Annotated in this window: 16 protein-coding genes; 12 read left to right on the top strand and 4 right to left on the bottom strand. The window is 48.8% G+C overall.

Going from position 1 to position 20,031, the window contains the following annotated elements:
- The first annotated feature begins 19 nt into the window (after positions 1 to 19).
- The 6 genes from PRUTH_RS07065 to PRUTH_RS07045 all read left to right on the top strand — a co-directional run bounded on the left by PRUTH_RS07065 (position 20) and on the right by PRUTH_RS07045 (position 8,647).
- The gene (locus PRUTH_RS07065; protein WP_151172932.1) at positions 20 to 2,083 is read left to right on the top strand and encodes an alpha/beta hydrolase family protein; all 2,064 of its coding nucleotides are present in this window, start codon (positions 20 to 22) and stop codon (positions 2,081 to 2,083) included.
- 365 nt (positions 2,084 to 2,448) lie between these two features.
- Positions 2,449 to 3,489 carry a Leu/Phe/Val dehydrogenase gene (locus tag PRUTH_RS07060; RefSeq protein WP_045978088.1) on the top strand — a complete coding sequence of 347 codons (1,041 nt, stop codon included), beginning with the start codon at positions 2,449 to 2,451 and terminating at the stop codon, positions 3,487 to 3,489.
- Positions 3,490 to 3,575: 86 nt separating this feature from the next.
- Entirely contained in the window at positions 3,576 to 4,229 is a 654-nt protein-coding gene (locus PRUTH_RS07055) for a CatA-like O-acetyltransferase (RefSeq protein WP_151172931.1), read from the top strand.
- Between the two features lie 103 nt (positions 4,230 to 4,332).
- Positions 4,333 to 5,118, top strand: a complete 786-nt coding sequence (locus PRUTH_RS07050) for a LasA N-terminal domain-containing protein (RefSeq protein WP_257221058.1) — start codon at positions 4,333 to 4,335, stop codon at positions 5,116 to 5,118.
- A complete protein-coding gene (locus PRUTH_RS19290; protein WP_257221057.1) occupies positions 5,058 to 5,540 on the top strand; it encodes a M23 family metallopeptidase in 483 nt (160 codons plus the stop codon). The genes PRUTH_RS07050 and PRUTH_RS19290 overlap by 61 nt, the downstream gene beginning before the upstream one ends.
- 206 nt (positions 5,541 to 5,746) lie before the next feature.
- On the top strand, positions 5,747 to 8,647 hold the full coding sequence (locus PRUTH_RS07045) for a ligand-binding sensor domain-containing diguanylate cyclase (protein WP_151172930.1): 2,901 nt from the start codon (positions 5,747 to 5,749) through the stop codon (positions 8,645 to 8,647).
- Here PRUTH_RS07045 and PRUTH_RS07040 read toward each other — a convergent pair.
- A complete protein-coding gene (locus PRUTH_RS07040; RefSeq protein WP_151172929.1) occupies positions 8,644 to 11,001 on the bottom strand; it encodes a helicase-related protein in 2,358 nt (785 codons plus the stop codon). The two genes, PRUTH_RS07045 and PRUTH_RS07040, sit on opposite strands and share 4 nt — an antisense overlap.
- Positions 11,002 to 11,093: 92 nt before the next feature.
- Here PRUTH_RS07040 and PRUTH_RS07035 point away from each other — a divergent pair, with 92 nt between their 5' ends.
- The 4 genes from PRUTH_RS07035 to PRUTH_RS07020 all read left to right on the top strand — a co-directional run bounded on the left by PRUTH_RS07035 (position 11,094) and on the right by PRUTH_RS07020 (position 16,888).
- The gene (locus PRUTH_RS07035) at positions 11,094 to 11,924 is read left to right on the top strand and encodes a M90 family metallopeptidase (RefSeq protein WP_151172928.1); all 831 of its coding nucleotides are present in this window, start codon (positions 11,094 to 11,096) and stop codon (positions 11,922 to 11,924) included.
- A gap of 304 nt (positions 11,925 to 12,228) precedes the next feature.
- Positions 12,229 to 12,732, top strand: coding sequence for an outer membrane protein (locus tag PRUTH_RS07030; protein ID WP_045978085.1), 504 nt, complete (start codon positions 12,229 to 12,231; stop codon positions 12,730 to 12,732).
- Between the two features lie 248 nt (positions 12,733 to 12,980).
- The gene (locus PRUTH_RS07025) at positions 12,981 to 16,154 is read left to right on the top strand and encodes an amidohydrolase family protein (protein ID WP_151172927.1); all 3,174 of its coding nucleotides are present in this window, start codon (positions 12,981 to 12,983) and stop codon (positions 16,152 to 16,154) included.
- Positions 16,155 to 16,318: 164 nt separating this feature from the next.
- Complete coding sequence (locus tag PRUTH_RS07020; RefSeq protein ID WP_151172926.1) at positions 16,319 to 16,888, top strand: hypothetical protein; 570 nt, start codon at positions 16,319 to 16,321, stop codon at positions 16,886 to 16,888.
- A gap of 208 nt (positions 16,889 to 17,096) precedes the next feature.
- Here PRUTH_RS07020 and PRUTH_RS07015 read toward each other — a convergent pair whose 3' ends face one another.
- Entirely contained in the window at positions 17,097 to 17,810 is a 714-nt protein-coding gene (locus PRUTH_RS07015) for a hypothetical protein (protein ID WP_151172925.1), read from the bottom strand.
- Positions 17,811 to 18,095: 285 nt separating this feature from the next.
- On the opposite strand from PRUTH_RS07015, the gene PRUTH_RS07010 reads away from it, so the two are divergent.
- Entirely contained in the window at positions 18,096 to 18,470 is a 375-nt protein-coding gene (locus PRUTH_RS07010; protein WP_045978081.1) for a septal ring lytic transglycosylase RlpA family protein, read from the top strand.
- Here PRUTH_RS07010 and PRUTH_RS07005 read toward each other — a convergent pair.
- The gene (locus PRUTH_RS07005) at positions 18,467 to 18,739 is read right to left on the bottom strand and encodes an acylphosphatase (RefSeq protein ID WP_026111250.1); all 273 of its coding nucleotides are present in this window, start codon (positions 18,737 to 18,739) and stop codon (positions 18,467 to 18,469) included. The genes PRUTH_RS07010 and PRUTH_RS07005 overlap by 4 nt on opposite strands.
- A 39-nt stretch (positions 18,740 to 18,778) precedes the next feature.
- Positions 18,779 to 19,222, bottom strand: coding sequence for a host attachment family protein (locus tag PRUTH_RS07000; protein ID WP_022945874.1), 444 nt, complete (start codon positions 19,220 to 19,222; stop codon positions 18,779 to 18,781).
- A 250-nt stretch (positions 19,223 to 19,472) separates the two neighbouring features.
- On the opposite strand from PRUTH_RS07000, the gene PRUTH_RS06995 reads away from it, so the two are divergent.
- A complete protein-coding gene (locus PRUTH_RS06995) occupies positions 19,473 to 20,030 on the top strand; it encodes a DUF1287 domain-containing protein (protein ID WP_151173715.1) in 558 nt (185 codons plus the stop codon).
- The last annotated feature ends 1 nt before the right edge of the window (position 20,031 follow it).

The raw sequence follows: 20,031 nt of genomic DNA, 5'->3' as shown, positions 1-20,031 counted from the left end.
TTTTTTATGGAGTGAAACAATGACAACAATAAATTCTATCCTCAGTGTGATGTTGCTTGGCGGCTCAGCGCTGAGCGCCCAGGCTGAAGTACTCAGCGTTGAAAAACTAACTCAGCTCAATAAAGTGCACAGTGTGGCGGTATCCAGTGATGGAAGGCAGCTTGTTTACGGTGTAAAAACGCCCGAGGGCAGCGATTTATATCTGCAGCCCTTATCAGCAGTGAGCAGCAGTTATGCTGGCTCGGCCAATTTAGCGAAAGCGACACGGTTAACCTATGACAGCAGCAGTGAAACAGCGGTACGCTTTTCTAGCGACGGCCAAGCTATCTACTTTTTATCATCCCGCTCGGGCTCCAATCAGCTGTGGCGACTGCCCCTTAGCGGCGGAGAAGCGCGCCCCGTTACCAACTTACCCATGGATATCGAGGGTTACACCTTAAGTTCTGACAACCAATCCGTGGTACTGAGCTTAGATGTGTATCCCGAGTGTGATACCTTGGCGTGCACTATCGAGCGCGATGCCAATCCACCGGCCCATAACGGCCAAGTCTATGACAGTTTAATGGTGCGGCATTGGGATCACTGGAATGACGATAAAGTACGTCATCTATTTAGTGCTAAACTTGCTGACAAAGTGATCACCGACGTTAAAGACATCACCCCACAGTGGCAAACCGATGTGCCTGCTAAGCCTTTTTCCGGCATGGAAGAAGTGGCAATTAGCCCTGATGGCACCAAGGTGGTTTTCAGCGCTAAGGTTAAAGCCCCGGATAATGCTTGGAGCACAAACTTCGATTTATTTGAAGTGGCTATCGAAGGCGGCTCTATTCGCAACCTCACCGAAGCAAACAAAGCTTGGGATGCAGCGCCGCAGTTCTCCGCTGACGGCCGTTACCTTGCCTATAAAGCGACGACAAAACCAGGCTTTGAATCAGACAAGTTCACTTTGCAGTTGCTAGATTTGCGCACTGGTGAGAACAAAGCACTGGCACCACAGTGGGATCGCAGTGTGAGCAGCTTCCAATTCGGTGCCAATGGCCGTGCTATTTATGCCACCGCCAAAGATTTAGGTCAGACCAGCTTATTTGAAATCAGCACCGGGTTTGGCGATATCCGTAGCGTGTTCAGCGATGGCTATGTCGGTGACGTGCAGGTTGTAGGCGAGCAAATCGTGTTTTCTCGCCATGCTCTGAATTCACCGAAAGAGCTCTATCGTATTAATCGCGATGGCAGCGGCTTAATGCAGTTAAGTGATGTTAATAAAGAAAAAATGGCTGATGTGACTTTAGGTGACGTAGAGCAGTTTAGCTTCAGTGGTGCCAACGATGAACAGGTATATGGTTATCTTGTTAAGCCGGCCCAGTTCGATGCTAACAAGCGCTATCCACTGGCATTTTTAGTCCATGGGGGTCCGCAAGGCTCGTTCGGCAATATGTTCCACAGTCGTTGGAATGCTCAGCTTTGGGCGGCGCAAGGCTATGGCGTAGTGATGATCGATTTTCACGGCTCGGTGGGCTATGGCCAAGCGTTTACCAACTCTATTTCCCGCGATTGGGGAGGTAAGCCGCTGCAAGACCTACAAAAAGGTCTCGATTACGTGGGCGATAATTATGCCTGGTTAGACATTAACAACGGCTGTGCCCTCGGAGCCTCCTACGGCGGTTACATGATGAACTGGATTGCCGGAAATTGGCCTAAAGGCTTTAACTGTTTGGTTAATCATGCGGGCTTATTTGATATGCCAAGCTTCCACCAAAGCACCGAAGAGTTGTGGTTTGCTGAGCATGAAATGGGCGGCCCGTTTTGGGCGAAAGACGGGGATTACAGTAAGTATAACCCGGCTAACTTCGTCGCCAATTGGCAAACACCGATGTTAGTGACTCAAGGCCTTAAAGACTACCGCGTACCATATGCGCAAAGTTTAGGGGCGTTTACCACCTTGCAACGCAAGGGCATCGACTCGCGGCTGGTGGTCTACCCTGAGGAAAATCATTGGATCCATAACCCTGATAATTTAATTCACTGGTATCAGCAAGTATTTGCGTGGATGGCAAAGTACACCCAGCCACAGAGCGAACAATAATAAGTTCTGCTCTGACCAGTTAAGGGCGTCGCCGGTGATTAGACTGGCAGCGCCCGTCCTCCTTGAAACTCGACATTCCCGCCCAGCGTATTAAAATATTTACATAGGTATTGCCGTTAACGTAAACGTCAGATGGGCGTGGATAAAGGTGGTACATAGGGTGATTGGTTATAGTTTAAAGTTCGTTAATTTAACCATATTTTGAATTAAATATTCACTTACTGCTCTATGTGTGAATAGAAATTCAACCACAAACGAAATGCGTGGTTTTATCATCTTATATAGTGGTAAGGCACAGCACTTAGTGATAGAGTCTGCGGCAATTTCAGCGCACCCAAGTAGGGTAACAAGTTCGGAGAATAACAGTGGCTGTTTTTAATCAAGTTGATTTCGATAACCACGAGCAAGTGGTTTTTTGTAGTGATAAAGAATCCGGCCTAAAGGCAATTATTGCCGTACACAACACTAACCTAGGCCCGGCTGTGGGCGGTTGCCGGTTGTGGAACTATGCCAGTGATGAAGAAGCCGTTACCGACGTACTACGTCTTTCCAAAGGCATGACTTACAAGAACGCTGTGGCGCGTTTGCCTTTCGGTGGCGGTAAATCTGTGATCATCGGCGATGCAAAAAGCATTAAATCAGAAGCACTATTTCGTGCTTTTGGTAAGCAACTAGAGCGTTTAGGTGGAAGTTACTATTCTGCTGAAGATGTCAACATCACCACCGGTGATGTCATGATGATGCACCAAGAAACAAACTATGTAATGGGCTTGGAAGGTAAAAGTGGTAATCCGTCGCCGTTTACTGCTTTAGGTACTTTCCTAGGTATTAAAGCGGCTTTTCAACACAAGCACGGTCATCAAAACCTTGAAGGTGTGAAAGTGGCGGTACAGGGCCTAGGCGCTGTGGCCTACGACCTATGTAAACATTTGCATAACGCTGGTGCAGAGCTATTCGTGACCGATATTAACGAGCAGTCGGTAGCGCGTGTAGTCAATGACTTCAATGCCACAGCTGTGGGTATTGACGACATTTATGACCTGGATGTGGATGTATACGCACCTTGTGCGCTAGGAGCGACCATTAATGACAACACCATTCCGCGTATTAAGGCTACGATTATTGCCGGTTGTGCTAACAACCAGTTAGCGGAGCCTCGTCATGGTGAGATCATTCGTGAAAAAGGCATGCTCTATGCGCCAGACTACGTTATTAACGCCGGCGGCATCATCAACGTCTATTACGAAACCAAGCCACAAGGCTATAATGCTGACGATGCGACTAAGCACGTTGAAGGCATCTTTGATACTTTGCTGGAGATTTTCCAACGCTCGGAAAAAGAGCAGGTATCAACGCATGTTATCGCTGATAAACTGGCAGAAGAGATCATCGCTCAGGGTCTTTAGTACTCAGCGTTTAGGCGCATTTTATTGCTCCTAATATCAGATTAAGGCATGCTTTCGGGCATGCCTTTTTTGTTGTCGAGTAGATAATGCCTTATCCCGCCACGCAAGTGGACCTCCAGCAGTGGCCGCGTGCACAGCACTTTGCCTTTTTCAAAGATTTTCAGCAACCCTACTTCAATGTGTGTGTGCGCCTAGACGCACGGCTGTTATTTGCATACTGCCAAGCGCAGGCTTTGTCCTTTTTTAGTGCTTACATTTATTTGGTGCACAAAAGCGCGCAGCAATATTGGCCAATGGGGCTACGTATTGTTGATGATCAGCCCGTGCATTATCAGCAAGTGACGATGAGTGTGGTGCAACTGGCCGAGGATGACAGCTTTCGTTTTAGTTATCTCGATGACACGCCATGTTATACAACTTACGCCCAGCGTATGCGCGAAGAAAAAGCCCGTGCTGCGTCTGAGCCTTTGTTTAGTGAGGCTTTCGCGCACACCGAAGGGCGCGCCGATGTGCTGCATGTATCGGTATTGCCGTGGTTACAATTTAGTAGTTTTTCTCACGCTACTTGTTTGGGTGCTACTCACGGTATTCCTAAAGTGGTGTTGGGGCAATATGATAAAGTTTCAGGTTGTATGCCTTTAGCCCTGGATGTGCATCATGCACTGATGGATGGTCTGCATAGTGCAAAATATATTCAAGTATTGCAGGAAATGATGCATAATCCTTCGGATTATTTGTGATTTAAATGTAAATATTTAAACATTAAATTTACATTTGTTCCCTTTATAGATCTATAGTGAGTATTCCCACATACGGGACATGATAACGATAGAGGGAACAAAGATGAAATTGAACACCATACTCACCGGCATAGCCTGCGCCGGTGCAACAACACTATTGAGCTTTTCGGTGCATGCAGAGCATGCTCAGTTACCCGAGCGTATTGTAGCCAAGCAAGATATGGCGCTGATTGATTTACACAGCGAAGCGCTTATTGCCGATGAACAGTTTGTTTTTAATAACGCCCTGGCAGCGCGGGATTGGACTAATTTCTTCGCTGGGCTGAATAGCGAATTACAAGCAAAGCAAGAAGCGATACTGCATTTCGCTGGCTACGCCAGTATCAACCCAGAGCTGTTATTAGCATTAATGGAGCAGCAGAGCCAACTAGTCACTAACCCCACTGCCGAGGCAATGCAAAGGCCTTTCGCTGATTTGAGTGATGAAGTCGGATTTGAAGCGCAGCTTCGCGATGTCACTAACCGGCTCAGCCATACCTTTTATGCCTATAAACGCTTCGCACAAAGCAGCCAGCAGTTTAATCAAGATGTCGCCAGCTTTGCGTTGGTCGATATGTTTATTATGCGGCAAAAGCCAGTGGGTCCGCGCCGCCCGCGTAAGGGTAAGAAGATCACCGCATTGATGAGTGCCTATGAGGTTGTGACCGGGAAACCATCAATACAACTGACGCAAAAGCAGGTATCAGCCCCACAGCGCCAAGCGCTCAGTGCGCAGCCTCAAGCTCAGGTAGCTTTTAGTATGAATCTTCCGTGGCCAAGTGGCTATGCTTGGTTCAGTGGGGGGGGGCACACTCTAACACCGGCTCTGGGTATCCGTATTCCTCGTTAGACTTTAATAATGGCTCTGGGGGATGGGGCAGCAATACACCTTGGGTGCAAGCGGCCCATGAGGGCACTGTTACACGTTATTCGCAATGTAATATTCGCATCACTCATCCAAGTGGCTATGCGACCAACTACTACCATATGGATGCGTTGCAATTTAACTCCGGTGATTATATTTCCGCAGGGAGTTGGATAGGGCGCTATGCTAACAATCAAAGTACTGCGCTGTGTCAGGGTGGTCAGTCAACGGGACCACATGTGCATTTTTCACTGCTGTATAATGGCCAATATGTGAGCCTACAAAATCGCTATATTAGTGGTTATCGTATTGATGTGGGTAATTACAACTATGACGATAATTGCTACAACTTTTACTTTGAGCGGAACGGTTATAAAACCTGTGCGTGGCAGCGCTTGTATCGCTAGTGCGAACGGATAGCGCCGGTCTACGGCGCTATCTACAGTATCTTCACTAGAAGTTTATATTTTAATTCAAAAGGTTAAGTTCTTATTGATGGGCGTTATAGTGCCTATTGTTATTAGTTGTAAGCGATTTGGCTCAAGCTAATTGTTATTTTATGTGTTTGAAGTAGAATAAAACGTAATAATAAAAAAGACGTAGGCGCGCTGCTGTGAAAATCATCCTTTATTTAGCTATTTCACTGTTAAGCCTAAGCAGTTTCGCCAATCAAGTCCCAAAAAACATTCCTAGTAATGTTCCCCTAAGTCACTACTTTGCCGAAACCTGGGATACCCGTGATGGTTTGCCTCACAACAGTGTCAATGCCCTAGCTCAAACTCCCGATGGTTATGTCTGGGTGGGGACATGGGAAGGTGTTGCCCGTTTTAATGGCCGCACTTTTAAGCTTTTTACTCGCGGCGTTCTCACCGGGTTGCCCGATTCAGGGATCCGCAGCCTCAATGTCGATAAAGCGACTCAGCAGCTCTATGTAGCTGGCTCTCGGGGTGGGATCAGCGTGGTCGAGCGCGAGCGTTGGCAAGCACTTAAACCGGCACAACCGATGGTGAATTTTGCCGTGCGCAGTGGTGATGGCGCCTTATGGCTGGCGCTAGAAGATGGCGGTTTGGTGCGCAGAACACAACAGGGCGACGAGCAAAATTTGCTGCCTAATGTCAGTGCCTATCAAGTCTTCGAGCAACAAGAAGGGCGAATTTGGGCAGCAACAAATAACGGCCTTTATTACTATGAAGACGGAGCCATGCATGGTGTTGAGGGCGATAACAGCGCTATTACCGGCGCCATTTATTCGTTGGCTGAAGACCGTGATGGGGCGTTATTGGTTGGCACCGAGCAGGGTGTATGGCGTTATGTAAATAATGAATTTACGTTGCTACACAACGCTCTAGCAGACGATTCTGTGTCGAGTATTTTGGTTGATTTTCGTGGTGACATTTGGCTTGGCACCATCAATCAAGGGGTATTTCGCTTCAGCGAGTATGGGCTGGAAAAGTTGGATGCCAATGTTGGCCTACCAAGCAATCGCATTTTATCGCTGCTTGAAGATAATGAACACAGTATTTGGATTGGCACCAATGGGGGGCTTTTTCGCTTGCGGCAAGCGCCCTTTACCACCGTCAATACCGCACGCGGACTCTCAGGAGATTATGTGCGTAGTGTGCTCTCGCACACTGATGGAGCGCTCTACATTGGTACCAGTAACGGTTTAAACCGTTACACCCAAGGACAGGTGGAGCAAATTTCATCTCCCCTGGATGCGCCCATTTCTGTACTTTCACTCACGAGTAGCCAACGCGGTGGTGTGTATGTCGGTACTTATACCAGCGGGTTGATGTATTTTGACGGCCAACGTCTGACAACAGTGATTAACCGGGATACGGGTCTGCCGAGCAACGAAGTAAGGGCCCTTCACGAGCAAGCTGACGGCACGTTATGGATTGGCACTGCGGGTGGCCTTGTGCGTATGAAAAACGCCGAAGAAGTAACAATCTTGACCGATAAACAAGGTCTGCCCGGTAACTTTATTATGGCGCTAGCGCAAGATAAACAACAGCGACTGTGGATAGGCACCGGGGTCGGCGTCGCTTTTTATCACCAAGGGCAATTTACCACCTTGCCGTTGCGCGAGCATTTCGATGCCGACTATGCATTTGGGTTTTTAGTTCAGGATGATGCGCTGTGGATGGCCACCGATCGCGGGCTGCTCCATTATGATTATCAAAGTCATCGCCTGCGCAAGCTCGGTCGAGAGCAAGGGTTACCGGTTGATAAGCTGTTTGCCGTTGTAAACGATAAGTATGATCACTTGTGGCTTTCCAGTAACCGGGGTGTGATCCGCATAAGTCAAACTCATGTGATGGCTTCCCTTGATAGTGAGGATGCACAATTAGAATTCACCTTATTTGATGAAGGTGATGGTATGCTTAGCTCACAAGCCAACGGCGGCTCCCAATACCCAGCAGTGCGCCACCATGATGACAGCGTTTGGATTGCGACAGCGCGCGGTGCAGCGGTGGTCGACCCAGCGAAGTTGGTTCGTATGGCCAGTGTCTCACTGCCGGTGAGCATCGAGAGTATTGGTTTTGACGATGAGCAAGGCTTCCTACCTAACCTTGATAAAACGTCGTTAACGGTGCCTTCAGAAGCAGACCGTTTATCTATTGCCTATGCCGGTTTAGGCTTTATTATGCCGGAGCGCATTGAGTATCAAACTAAGCTCAAAGGCTTTGATGATAACTGGGTAAATCGCGGTAACCTCACACTGACCGAATACACTAATTTACCGCCCGGTAATTACGAGTTTCATGTGCGGGCGCGCTATCCTTATAGCGAATGGCCCGCATCTGCGGCAAGCTTTCATTTCACCATTACCCCTAAGTTTTGGCAAACACTCAGCTTTAAAGTCGCAATGATTGTGGTGTTAGCACTGGCATTATTTACCCTATATCGTTTGCGCTTTTTACACCTTAAGCGCAGCGAAGCCCAGTTAAAGCTAAGGGTGCAGGCGCAAACTCGCAGCCTAGCGGAGCAAGCTAAAGCCTTTGAACATCAAGCGACGCATGATCAACTCACCGGGGTGGCGAATCGTCGTGCCTTTGACAAATGGTTGATAGCGCATTTTGAGCAAGCTAAACAGCAACAACAACCTCTAAGCTTAGCGATCATTGATATTGATCACTTCAAAAACATCAATGATAAATACTCGCACATGGTGGGTGATAAAGTGATCACCGAAGTGGCTAACCTCATTCATCATTGTGCGCCGCAAGAGGCGATGTTTGCTCGCTGGGGTGGGGAGGAGTTCACATTGCTACTGCCTGGGTTCAGTGTACATGAGGCGCAAGTCTGCGCCGAGCGTATCCGGGTATTGATATCTGGCCATGATTACTCGGCGCTTGCCGATGGTGTGCATATTACCGTGAGTATCGGCGTTGCCGACAGTCAAGGCGCACAGGACTATGACCGAATGCTCGCCCAAGCGGATAACGCCCTATATCAAGCGAAGCAGAGCGGCAGAAACCAAGTTGTGGTGTACCAAAAGCCAATGCCCTAGCGGATATCCACAAGCTTACTGGCTTTTTTATATTGAATTTTAAGGCCACTCCACGCCGGTAACTCCCAGCGCTTGGGCGGGTCTTTGCGCTCGCCGCTGTGGTAATGGGCGATTAACCGCTTAGCGCGAAAGTGATATTCGATGTTGAGTACCATACTCGGGAGTGTGACTTGCAAGGGAAAGCGCTCATTAAAGTCTTTCGCATGCCAAGGGTCAATGCCCTGATAGTGCAGATCCTCGGCCTCTATTAACTGTAGATCTTCTTGGCTTTGTACACCCAGAGAATATAAACGCTCAGCGATAAAGGTGTCGGCATCCATATCAATGGCTGGTTGTAGATGGTAAGCCTGATACAAATTATGCTGAGCAATAGCCTGCGATATCTGCTCATAGCTGCCGGCGAATAACTGGTTGTCACGCATAAGCGCAACCACGCTGGCGCTTAGATGTTGGCCATCGACGCGCTGATGGCTTGACCCTAACTCGACTCCCGCATAGCTGTGGATAATATCAGCACGAATTTCTCCCTCCGGGCACTGCTCGTCAACATACCAATAACACTGGCCTAAGGTGGTGTCGTAAGGGACAGCTTGGCGCACCTGGGATAATTGCATTGGCGCACACATAGTCGCTAAGGTGTCGGCGTGCTTTTTACCGCGCCCGGCTAAGGAAAATGTTGCCAGTACCAGCGCCGCATTGCTGTTGTGTTGAAGCAGGGAGCTTTTTGCAGGACGCACTTCATCTTCGCCATTGGCGAAGCTGCCACGGCGATTATCGCGTTTTACATAGACACAGTGTGGGTTTAGCTCGGCGATGGCCTCGACTAGGGTGGCATGTTGGTATCGCGCTGCTTTATCGAGCTCTGGTAATTGATAGGCATGGCGTAAATAGTTGGCATAGGTGCGCGCTTCGCTAAGCGCCTCGCTATTGATAGTGAGTATGTGCTGTGCAGCACCGCCACGGACCACGGCGATATGCAGCGCCAGGTCGCACAGGGCATACTGCTCACCGAGTTGCGCTTGCAGTTGTTCACGCTCACTGCTGCTTGGCGGCGAAAATAGCGCCGCTGGGGTGGCGATGGCGGCGGCCAAGTCAATCATTGCTTGGCGCAATACATTGCTGGGCATATTGTGGATCAGCATACCTAAATCAGCATCCACAGGAAGTGGGTAAATGGTTTTACCCAACGCCGTGGCTAAGCCGTCTGCGGTTACGGCCCCTAAGCGTTGTAATTTTGTCATCGCTCGTTGCAAAGACGAGTCCGGCGGCGCGGTTAGCAGCGGTAAATCATCCACGGCAATACCGGCGCAAGCACTGGCTAGCACGAGTTCGTCTAATGCTTCACGTTCCACCTCTACCGGCGTGGTGCTGAGCAAGGGAGCATGCTCACCAAATAGGCGAATATATAGCCCAGGCGCGATGCGCCCACAGCGGCCCATACGTTGGCGCATGGAGTCTTCGGCTATGGCGTCAAGGCCGAGTACGGTTTTCCCTTTGCGAAGATGCGTGCGGCGCTCAAGCCCGGAATCGATAACGCATTCGACCCCGGGCACGGTGAGCGAGGTTTCGGCCACGTTAGTGGCAAAAATAATGCGTCGCTGTGGCCCTTGGCGCAGCGCGCGCTGTTGTTCTTGTAACGGGCTGGAACCGTGTAGTGAAATACATTCAGCGGGTAAGTCCTGGCAGGCGCTGACGCACGCAGCTATCTCAGCGCGACCAGGTAAAAACACCAAAATATCAGCACCACTGTTATCCAGCGCATAGACACAGGCTTGGCGCACACGCGCCGCTAAATCTTGGGAGCTGGGCATCGCTCTGGCGTCGCTGGCGAAGGTGTAGCTGCTGATAGGGTAGGTACGGCCATGGCTGGTGAGCGCTTTGGTGGTGAGATAAGCGCTTAAAGCACGGTCATCTAAGGTCGCGGAGGTGAGTATCAAGCGGTGCTTGCCATGGTGTTTCAACAGCGCCAAGAGTAAATCGGTATCCCAGCGGCGCTCGTGAAACTCATCCAGCATGACCACGTCAAAATCAGCAAGCTGTTGCTCGAAAAACCACCTGAGTGCGACCCCAGGGGTGGCAAACACAACCTGGGTTTGGGCCGCCATTTTAGCCTCAAAGCGAATTGCGTAGCCGATGCGTTGTCCTGGTTTTTGCTGGCATTGCTCAGCCAAATAGTTCGCCAACGAGGTGGCCGCGATACGCCGCGGTTGCACAACCAAAACACGCCCTTGTGTGCTTGCCCATAGCGGTAAGTTGGTGGACTTACCGCTGCCGGTTGGCGCATGCACGATTACATTTTGCTGCCTAAGTGTTGATAAAAACTGATCTTTTATTGCCTCGATTGGTAATGTCATAGGATACAAATAATGTTGTTTAAGCTTGTAGAGGAATTGAAAATTAGCGCCAGCGGTCATATTAACATGTAATAGCGCCAAGGAATTACCCGATGTTAAACCTGATACTGTTGATTTTGCTAATTGTGTTTGTGGTAGCGTATTGGCAATGGGACCATGTCCGCCTCAAGCGCTGGCAGCGACAATACCATGATGCCGGACTCAGCCAGGAGCAGCAGATTTTTTTGCAGCGGGCTATGCCCATTTATAACGCCATGACCGATGCCGATAGAGCCAAGCTTGAGCGTCATATCTGTTGGTTTTTGGGCGAAAAGCGTTTTCTCGGTCGCGATGGTTTAGAGGTTAATGAGGCGATGAGACTGGTGGTGGCCGCCGATGCCTGCCTGTTGGTGCTCAATAAACCTTGGCCTTTGTACCCTAATGTTAAAGAAATCTTGCTCTATCCCAGTGCTTATTACGCCAATGTCACCCAGCGTGATGTCGCCGGTTTGGTGAGCTATCATCAAGTGGTGCGTGAAGGCGAGTCATGGCCCGGTGGCACCTTGGTGCTCAGCTGGCACGATGTGCTCGAGGGCAATCGCCTCCCGGAAGATGGCCATAACTTGGTGTTTCACGAATTTGCACACCAGTTAGATCAGGTAACAGGCAGCACCAATGGTACGCCGCAGCTAGCAAATAAGGCCGCGTATCAACGCTGGGGCGAGGTGTTCTCGCGCGCTTTTACCAAGTTAAAAAGCCATGTTGCTTACAATATGCCCCATGTAATGCACAGCTACGGGGCCACCAATGAGGCTGAGTTTTTTGCTGTGGCCACCGAAACTTTTATCGAAAAACCCATGGCGATGCGGCAGTTTGATGCTGAGCTATTTTATATCCTCAAAGATTATTACCAATTCGACCCCAGTGACTGGCAAAGGCACTAAAAGTGTAAGCGTTCCAAGGCAACTTATTACTTAAATGGTCAGAAAAAAGATCAAGCTTAACTCTAGGTAGCTAATGTTGTTTTTTGTTAACATCCGCATCGAAGTGACAAAGGTGTTAGTTAACTAGCTATCACTACAGGGTTACTTCTAGGGATGGAATTTGTCGTTGGGATGCGATTAGCCTTTCTATGCACTGACTCTGCGCTCTCCCGACAGCTGTTATGCCAGCAGTTAAAAGATGCGGGTATACGCTGAAGATTTGTTCTCCCCCGGCAATGCTAATAATTAAATAAAGGGAAATAACATGATGAAAAAAACACTGCTAGCACTGGTTTTAGCCGGTACTTCATTCGCTTCTCAGGCTAATTGGCAAGCGGGTGTAGGCTATGTAAATCTTTCTGACAGTGAAGGTGGTGACAGCATCAGCCTTAACGCTTTGGTTGGTTCTTTAGGCTACAAATTTAAAACAGGTGACAACTTTTACCTTGTACCTGAGTTACGTTTGGGTACAGGTGTTGGTGATGACGAATTATACGGAGCTAAAATTGAAGTAGAGAGCTTTACGGCTCTGTCACTTCGTGGTCAATATGACCTTGAGAGCGGCCTGTATATCTACGGCGCTCCTTCATACGCTAACCTAGAGGTTAAAGCATCGGCTTACGGCGAGTCTGCCTCTGAAGACGAATGGGAATTTGGCTTAGGTGGCGGAGTTGGGTATAACTTCAGCAACGCTATGCTAGCTGAGCTGTCGTACGAACAGTTTGATGGTGTGGATGTGGTTAGCCTTGCTGTGAAGTTTGACTTCTAAGTCTCGCTAATCATGCTAACAGCGGCAGGCCAGAGGGTCTGCGCTGTTGGCTTGCTACCTTTTACTTTAGCCTCAGGTTGGTCAACGACATTGCCATAGCTTGCAATCTTGCTCACATAACAACGATACTCGCAGACTTGCTATTCCATCCCCCATTTTTGCTTATTAAACCCATGTTACTTCCACTTTTATACGGTTTTTGTTTTAGTAGGTAATGATAATAAATAAATAGAATAAGAGACCCACAAATGAAGACTCCACTATACAGTGCTTTAGCACTGGCGGTTTCGCTGGCTTTACCGGTCAGCGCCGAGCAAGAAGAAAAACAACAATGGCAAGTAGATAAGCCTCAGGGTGAATTTGTTGATGCCAACATCAACGTCACTCAAGGTACCTGGATGAATGTCGATATCAGCCCCGATGGGCAGACCTTAGTATTTGATTTGCTTGGTGATATTTACACCATGCCGATAAGCGGCGGAGAGGCGACACAGTTGACCTCGGATATTGGCTGGCAAATGCAGCCTCGCTTTAGCCCAGATGGCAAGCATATTGCGTTTACCTCAGATCAAGGCGGCGGTGACAATATCTGGATTATGAACATCGATGGCTCGGAACAAACGCAGGTGACCAAGGAGTCATTTCGCTTGCTTAATAGCCCAGCATGGAGCCCCGATGGCGACTTTATTGTTGCCCGTAAGCACTTTACTGCAAGCCGTTCATTGGGTGCCGGGGAAGTATGGATGTATCACAAAGCCGGTGGCTCGGGCGTGCAGCTAACAGAGCGCCCCAATGATCAGAAAGACTTAGGCGAACCCGCATTCTCACCGGATGGCCGCTATGTATATTTCTCACAGGATGCCACCCCAGGTAAAACCTTCCACTACTCCAAAGACTCGGTACAGGGCATCTACAAAATTAAGCGCTATGACCGCGAAACAGGTGAGATAGAAACCATTTTAAGCGGCCCCGGTGGTGCAATTCGGCCCACGCCTTCTCCCGATGGCAAAACGTTGGCCTACATCAAGCGTGATGATTTCCAAAGCACCCTGTATTTATATGATTTAGAGTCGGGTAAAGAAACCAAGCTGTACGATAAGCTTGAGCGTGATATGCAAGAGACTTGGGCAATTCACGGGGTGTATCCTAGCATGGCTTGGACACCTGACAACGAGTCATTGGTGTTTTGGGCCGGGGGGAAAATCCACAAACTTGACGTGCAAAGTGGCGAGAGTTCAGAAATCGCTTTTGCAGTAAACACCAGTAAATCCATCCAAAAAGCGGTGCGTGTAACCCAACAGTTAGACTCCTCAGAATTTGACGTAAAAATGCTGCGCAATGTGCAGGTATCACCCGATGGTGAAACCGCCATTTTTGAAGCCATGGGTCATATTTACAAGCGCGACCTTGAATCAGGTAAAGTGCAGCGCCTAACACGCCAAGACGATCATTTTGAATTCTTCCCGACCTTTTCTCGCGACGGTAAAAAGATTGCCTACGTCACTTGGGATGACAAAAAACAAGGCAGTGTTCGCGTGGTCTCGGCGCGCTCAGGTCGTGGTGATACGCTGACCTCTCAGCCGGGTAAATATGTCGAGCCGGCGTTCAGCCCCGACGGAGAAACCGTGGTATTTAGAAAATCTTCGGGAAGCAGTTTACTTGCCCCGCAGTGGTCGTTGAAAGCAGGCATCTACGCAGTGGATAGCGATGGTGATGAGCAGCCAGAGCTTATTACTGAGCATGGCTATCAGCCACAGTTTGGCAAAGCCAATGACCGTATCTATGTGATGAGCCCGTGGCCAAAACCGACCTTAAGTGTGGTTGAGCTGGAAAGTAAAAAAATCCGCAAACTGTATGAATCTGAGCATGCCACTGAGTTTCGTATTTCACCAAACGGGGAATACTTGGCGTTTGCTGAGCGTTTTAAAGTGTTCGTGACGCCTTTTGTTGAACGTGGCAAAACCATTAATATCGGCCCTAAAGACAGCCAGTTCCCAATAGAGCCGTTATCTGTGCGTGCTGGTGAAAATATCAGTTGGAGTGGTGCAAGTGATAGGCTTTACTGGAGTTTAGGGCCCGAGCTTTATCATGCCTCACTGGCGGGTATTTTTAATATTCAAAGCGATGAGAACGCCGACTTTAAAGTAGACAGTGGCGATAATATTGGTTTTAAACAAACCATGGCAGAGCCACAGGGCATGATAGCGCTGGTGGGAGCAAAAGTGATCACCATGCAGGGCGATAAAGTCATTGATAATGGCGTGGTGCTGACCGATGGTAAGCACATCAAAGCGGTTGGCAGTCAAGACCAGGTAGAGATTCCACAAGATGCTGAAGTGATTGATGTCAGCGGTAAAACCATTATGCCGGGGATCATCGATGCGCACGCGCATGGCGCTCAAGGCAGTGACGAAATTATTCCTGAGCAAAACTGGAAAAACCTAGCCGGTTTATCCCTGGGAGTCACCACGATTCACGACCCCAGCAACGATACCACGGAAATTTTCGCTGCCAGTGAGATGCAAAAGGCCGGTAAAATCGTTGCACCACGTATTTTCTCCACAGGGACCATTCTATACGGAGCAAACATGCCGGGGTATACCTCCCATGTTGACTCCCTTGATGATGCGAAATTCCACCTTCAGCGCCTGCAGAAAGTCGGTGCGTTTAGTGTGAAGTCGTACAACCAACCGCGTCGCGATCAGCGCCAACAAGTGATTGCCGCCGGTCGAGAGCTTGGTATGATGGTTGTCCCTGAAGGGGGTTCTCTGTTGCAGCATAATCTGACCATGGTGGTTGATGGCCACACCACGATTGAGCACTCCATTCCGGTTGCCAATATTTATGATGATATTCGCCAGTTATGGTCGCAAAGTGATGTTGCCTACACCCCTACGTTGGGCGTGGCTTATGGCGGTATCTGGGGGGAGAACTACTGGTACGATAAAACCGATGTGTGGAATCATCCACGGTTAAGTAAATTTGTGCCCAAGAATCAGTTGCTCCCGAGAGCGATGCGCCGTACCAAGGCGCCCGATCACCACTACAATCACTTTAACAATGCGCGGGTTGCAGCACAGTTGCAAGACCAAGGGGTGCTGGTGAATGTTGGCGCGCATGGTCAACGTGAAGGCTTAGCGGCGCATTGGGAAATGTGGATGTTTGCACAAGGCGGCATGAGTCCGTTAGAGGTGATCCGCACAGCCACCATAGATCCGGCGAAAACCTTAGGTCTAGAAAATAACCTGGGCTCGCTAGAAGCAGGCAAGTTAGCGGATCTCATCGTCATTGATGGCGACATTCTAAGTGATATTCGTCAAAGCGATAAGGTACGTTACACCATGATCAATGGACGTTTGTTTGATGCTGCAACCATGAACGAAGTCGGCGAGCCGGCACGCGCTCCGCTACACTTCGAATAAGCCCTGTCGCAGCAATGCTACTTGAGCCCGTCATCGACGGGCTTTTTTGTGGGTATCGCTTCGCTGCAGATAAGCATTAAGTGCTGTGGGCTACAAAGTGACTGGAGAGTTGTCTCTGTATTAACTACACTGCAAACAGAACCCACAGGGAAGGACAAGCCAAGATGAAACGCTTCACTATCACAGCTATCTTGCTGCTCATTGGTGGCTGCGCGCAACAGCCCCGCTCAGATGATGTTAATGTACTCACCAAGGCGTGTGTTGGTAGCACTGCACTGCCAGCGCAGTGGCAAGGCCAGTTTCGCGCGGTCGACAACCCCGAACTGCTGCAATCGGCGCTGGGTGAGCCACAACAAGGAAAGCTCTGCCAAGGTCAGGTGTATGAAAGCACACAGCCTGCGACAGTGATTTTGTATCGCGCGTATAACAGCACGAACCCAAATAGCCGCTTCGGGAGCTGGTGGGCTTGGGCAAAACCCAGTGGCACGGTCAGCGAATACCGCGCCAACTATGAAATTTGCTACCAATGGTCGCCGCTAGATAAGTTAGTACGCTGTGAGCTTAAACCCGGCGTACAAGTGGTGGTGGGCAATGGCCAAAGTGCACAATGCTCTGAGTATTTGCGCTATGGCGTATCGGCGGTGCAGCAAGTGTTCATAGCCGATGCCGGTGACGCTGTGCACAATTGCAGTGATTTCAATGCTGTAATGCAGTGGCAGCCGATACAAAGGTAAGGGGTCATAATAAAGGGAAAAGGATAACATCAGCCTAGAGTATAGGACTTGGTTGTTATCCTTTTGCTAACAAAAGACATGTATTATTTATTTAAAGCGAGAGTTTGTTTTTAAATTAACAATACTGGAGCCTTTAATTATTTAACCCACAATACAACCCAAGTAATAGCTATTATAAATGAGTCGAAGTTGAGATTTTTTGGTGCTGTTATGATGCAAAGCCTCTTTCAATATCACGGAACGTCCATTGTCCTTTAGCGTCGGCAATATCAATAAGCTCACAGGCTTTTTTGTTCCATGCGGCGAGACAAGCAATGTAGTTGGTTAGTTGATAGTAGGCGCGATCTGGGGCATCAGGGCGAATTCGTGATACCGAGTAAGCAGAGTAGGTCGCACCGCTGCCAAGCCAAGTGACGATGGATGAAGCAACGCCTCCACCTGGCACAACAAAGCCAGCGGTGGTGGTCACTAGACCCAAAATAGTCGCCGCTTTTTCAACACCGTGTCCTGCTTTGGTAATGTCGTCACTGAGAATAGGGTGTAATAACGCGAGCAGGTTAGTGGCTTGCGGTTGGTGGCTCGCTACGGCAACATCGTCGGAGGTTTTTGGAGCATTGCCAGGTGCTGAGCTGCCGCCGCGCATAGCTGGCAATAAGGTGTTAAAAGCTTTCTGACTGTTATTACTGGCGGAGAAGGTCACTGATTGCGTACTTAAGCCTCCGGCTTTTACGCGCTTTTGATCTTTAGGTGTAATAGTGGATTTGTAGGTGCGTTGCAAACGACGATAAACAGCAGCGCTGCACTGTGTCATCTGTATCGCTAATGCGGCTTGGTCTTTAAATTCACGGCCTATGGCACGTTCGGCCAGCTTAGTTAACTGGGTTTTTTTCTTTTGCACCAGTTGTCCCACGATAATATCCATAAAATATATCCTTATAAAAATATAAACCGCGATGAATATTATCATGAGTTTATGAGGGTGGATATTTAAATTGTTAGCTATTTTATTCTCGTTTTATTAAGTTGGTCTTGTCTCTATATTTGATCGTTGCGTTGCGACAGCCTAAGTAAGTCGGGGTCATTGCGTATCGAGTTTCATTTAACAGTACCTGAGGAATATCACCAGTGCGCTCAGTTTGCTGGCGATACATGCTTAGTTCACGTTTTGACTATTACACTGAGCGTTTCGTAGCAAGGAGAGAGCAGTATGTTCAGAAGTGCCATTGCCGTGGTGTTATTAGTTGTTTTATCAGGCTGCGCCAATCACTTGCCCGCTGAAAAAGGAGCTGTGCAGCAGGGTCTCGCGTCTTATTATCATGATAAGTACCATGGGCGCACTACCGCTAGCGGCGAGCGTTTTGAGCAAACAGCTCTGAGTGCAGCCCACCGTAACCTTCCTTTCGGTAGCAAAGTAAAAGTCACCAATATCAATAATGGGCGCTCAGTTGTAGTACGGATAAATGACAGAGGCCCGTTTGTTTCAGGGCGCATCATAGACTTGAGCCGTCGTGCATTTACGCACATCAGCAATTTGTCTGCCGGCGTGATTGCCGTAGAGGTAGAAGTGCTCAGTGAGCCCTAAGCGGTGGTAAACTCACTATAACCCTGTACATCAACCTCCTTGTGGTTGAGCTGCTCAACGTGAGCCGTTTGCGGGCCCTGCTCTAACCAAGTAAGTAAGGAAGTTAATGCTGCCTTATCCCCCTCTGCGTGGACTTCAACGCGACCATCATCAAGATTTTTGGCGTAACCAGCAATATTGAGAGCCTGTGCTTGGCGGGCAGTGTTAGCACGGAAATACACGCCCTGAACTTTGCCACTTACCCAAGCTCGAAATGCGTATGTCATCATCTCTCCTCAAAAAAGGCGGCTACGCCGCCTAACGAATCATTAATGAACTTTCTTAAGGTAGTCTAGAATTTGTCCCTCATTAGCGCCAATCACATCTTTAGCGAGGGTCTTATCTATCAGTTCGGTGGTGTGCTTATTGAACTCACCGCGTAGCTTGCCTAAAAAGCCCGACTCAGCAATCAGTTCGATACGATATACTTTGTCGTTTTTACGTTTGTCGTCAAGCCACTTGGCAATGTCAGCGGCGAAGCGTTGCGCTTCTATATCAACCGCATCTTTTCGGCTCATGGCATCGACACCTTGCACTTGCTTTGCCGGGGCGCTTTGACGGCCCGCACGGTCAGTATAAATATCTTGCTCGTCTGAGCGAGCGAAGGGGTTTGACCAATGGGCTTGCAGCTCAAGCTCGGTGGAATGATTACGTAAGGCAAAAATTTGTGCTTCACTGTGGTTGGCAACCACCACATAAGAACGACCAATCATATCAATCTCCTTTTTTGCGAGCCAAAAACTTGGCCCTTACTATAGAGCTTGGAATGGATGGGGAGTTTTTCAACCCTAAGAAGTAAAGATTGTTGTTTTTCTCCGGCTGTGTTCAACTTAAACTGATTTATGAATAACTTAGCCCTTTAATGAGATGTGGGTGCAGATATATGGCATACACTTAGGAGAGACAATGACAGGGAAACGAGGTACAGGGAGTTGGCTTTTTGGGGCCGCGCTCATCATAGCCATGCCGGTTGCGGCAGAGCCGAGCTTCAGTGAGCAGTTAGTCAGTGCCGCTAACGAGCGGACTCAAGCGGACGTGACCTATGATGGTCGCTATATTGCTATTGATTACCCAGGGGGGGATGTTCCTGCTGGGATTGGTGTATGTACGGATGTCGTGATACGCAGTTATCGAGCCTTAGGCATTGATCTGCAGCAGTTGGTGCATGAGGATATGGAGCGTAACTTTGATGCCTATCCATCCCAGAGAATTTGGGGGTTAACTCGCCCGGACAGCAATATTGACCATCGTCGCGTGCCAAATTTACGTGCTTTTTTTACTCGTCACGGAGAGAGTCTGAGAGTGAGTGATGACGGTAACAATTATGAACCCGGTGATATTGTTTCATGGATGCTACCAGGAAACTTGTCGCATATTGGTATTGTCAGCGAGCAACGCAATGAGCTGGGACAGCCTTTAATTATTCATAATATTGGCGCAGGCCCGCAAGTGACAGATATTCTTTTTCAGTATCCTATTACCGGTCATTATCGCTATGATGGTGACGGCCTTGCTGAATAAC

Origin of the sequence: Pseudoalteromonas ruthenica (assembly GCF_008808095.1) — a bacterium.
Classification (GTDB): domain Bacteria; phylum Pseudomonadota; class Gammaproteobacteria; order Enterobacterales; family Alteromonadaceae; genus Pseudoalteromonas; species Pseudoalteromonas ruthenica.
The sequence above is the reverse complement of the archived record's forward strand: the minus strand, read 5'-3'. Positions and strand labels throughout refer to the sequence as shown.

What these genes read in the sequence shown, in the direction of transcription:
- PRUTH_RS07010 (WP_045978081.1), top strand. Translation starts at nt 18,096, where the DNA reads ATGTTCAGAAGTGCCATTGCCGTGGTGTTATTAGTTGTTTTATCAGGC.
- PRUTH_RS07065 (WP_151172932.1), top strand. Translation starts at nt 20, where the DNA reads ATGACAACAATAAATTCTATCCTCAGTGTGATGTTGCTTGGCGGCTCA.
- PRUTH_RS07055 (WP_151172931.1), top strand. Translation starts at nt 3,576, where the DNA reads ATGCCTTATCCCGCCACGCAAGTGGACCTCCAGCAGTGGCCGCGTGCA.
- PRUTH_RS07020 (WP_151172926.1), top strand. Translation starts at nt 16,319, where the DNA reads ATGAAACGCTTCACTATCACAGCTATCTTGCTGCTCATTGGTGGCTGC.
- PRUTH_RS07005 (WP_026111250.1), bottom strand. Translation starts at nt 18,739, where the DNA reads ATGATGACATACGCATTTCGAGCTTGGGTAAGTGGCAAAGTTCAGGGC.
- PRUTH_RS06995 (WP_151173715.1), top strand. Translation starts at nt 19,473, where the DNA reads ATGCCGGTTGCGGCAGAGCCGAGCTTCAGTGAGCAGTTAGTCAGTGCC.
- PRUTH_RS07040 (WP_151172929.1), bottom strand. Translation starts at nt 11,001, where the DNA reads ATGACATTACCAATCGAGGCAATAAAAGATCAGTTTTTATCAACACTT.
- PRUTH_RS07030 (WP_045978085.1), top strand. Translation starts at nt 12,229, where the DNA reads ATGATGAAAAAAACACTGCTAGCACTGGTTTTAGCCGGTACTTCATTC.
- PRUTH_RS07035 (WP_151172928.1), top strand. Translation starts at nt 11,094, where the DNA reads ATGTTAAACCTGATACTGTTGATTTTGCTAATTGTGTTTGTGGTAGCG.
- PRUTH_RS07050 (WP_257221058.1), top strand. Translation starts at nt 4,333, where the DNA reads ATGAAATTGAACACCATACTCACCGGCATAGCCTGCGCCGGTGCAACA.
- PRUTH_RS07025 (WP_151172927.1), top strand. Translation starts at nt 12,981, where the DNA reads ATGAAGACTCCACTATACAGTGCTTTAGCACTGGCGGTTTCGCTGGCT.
- PRUTH_RS07015 (WP_151172925.1), bottom strand. Translation starts at nt 17,810, where the DNA reads ATGGATATTATCGTGGGACAACTGGTGCAAAAGAAAAAAACCCAGTTA.
- PRUTH_RS07000 (WP_022945874.1), bottom strand. Translation starts at nt 19,222, where the DNA reads ATGATTGGTCGTTCTTATGTGGTGGTTGCCAACCACAGTGAAGCACAA.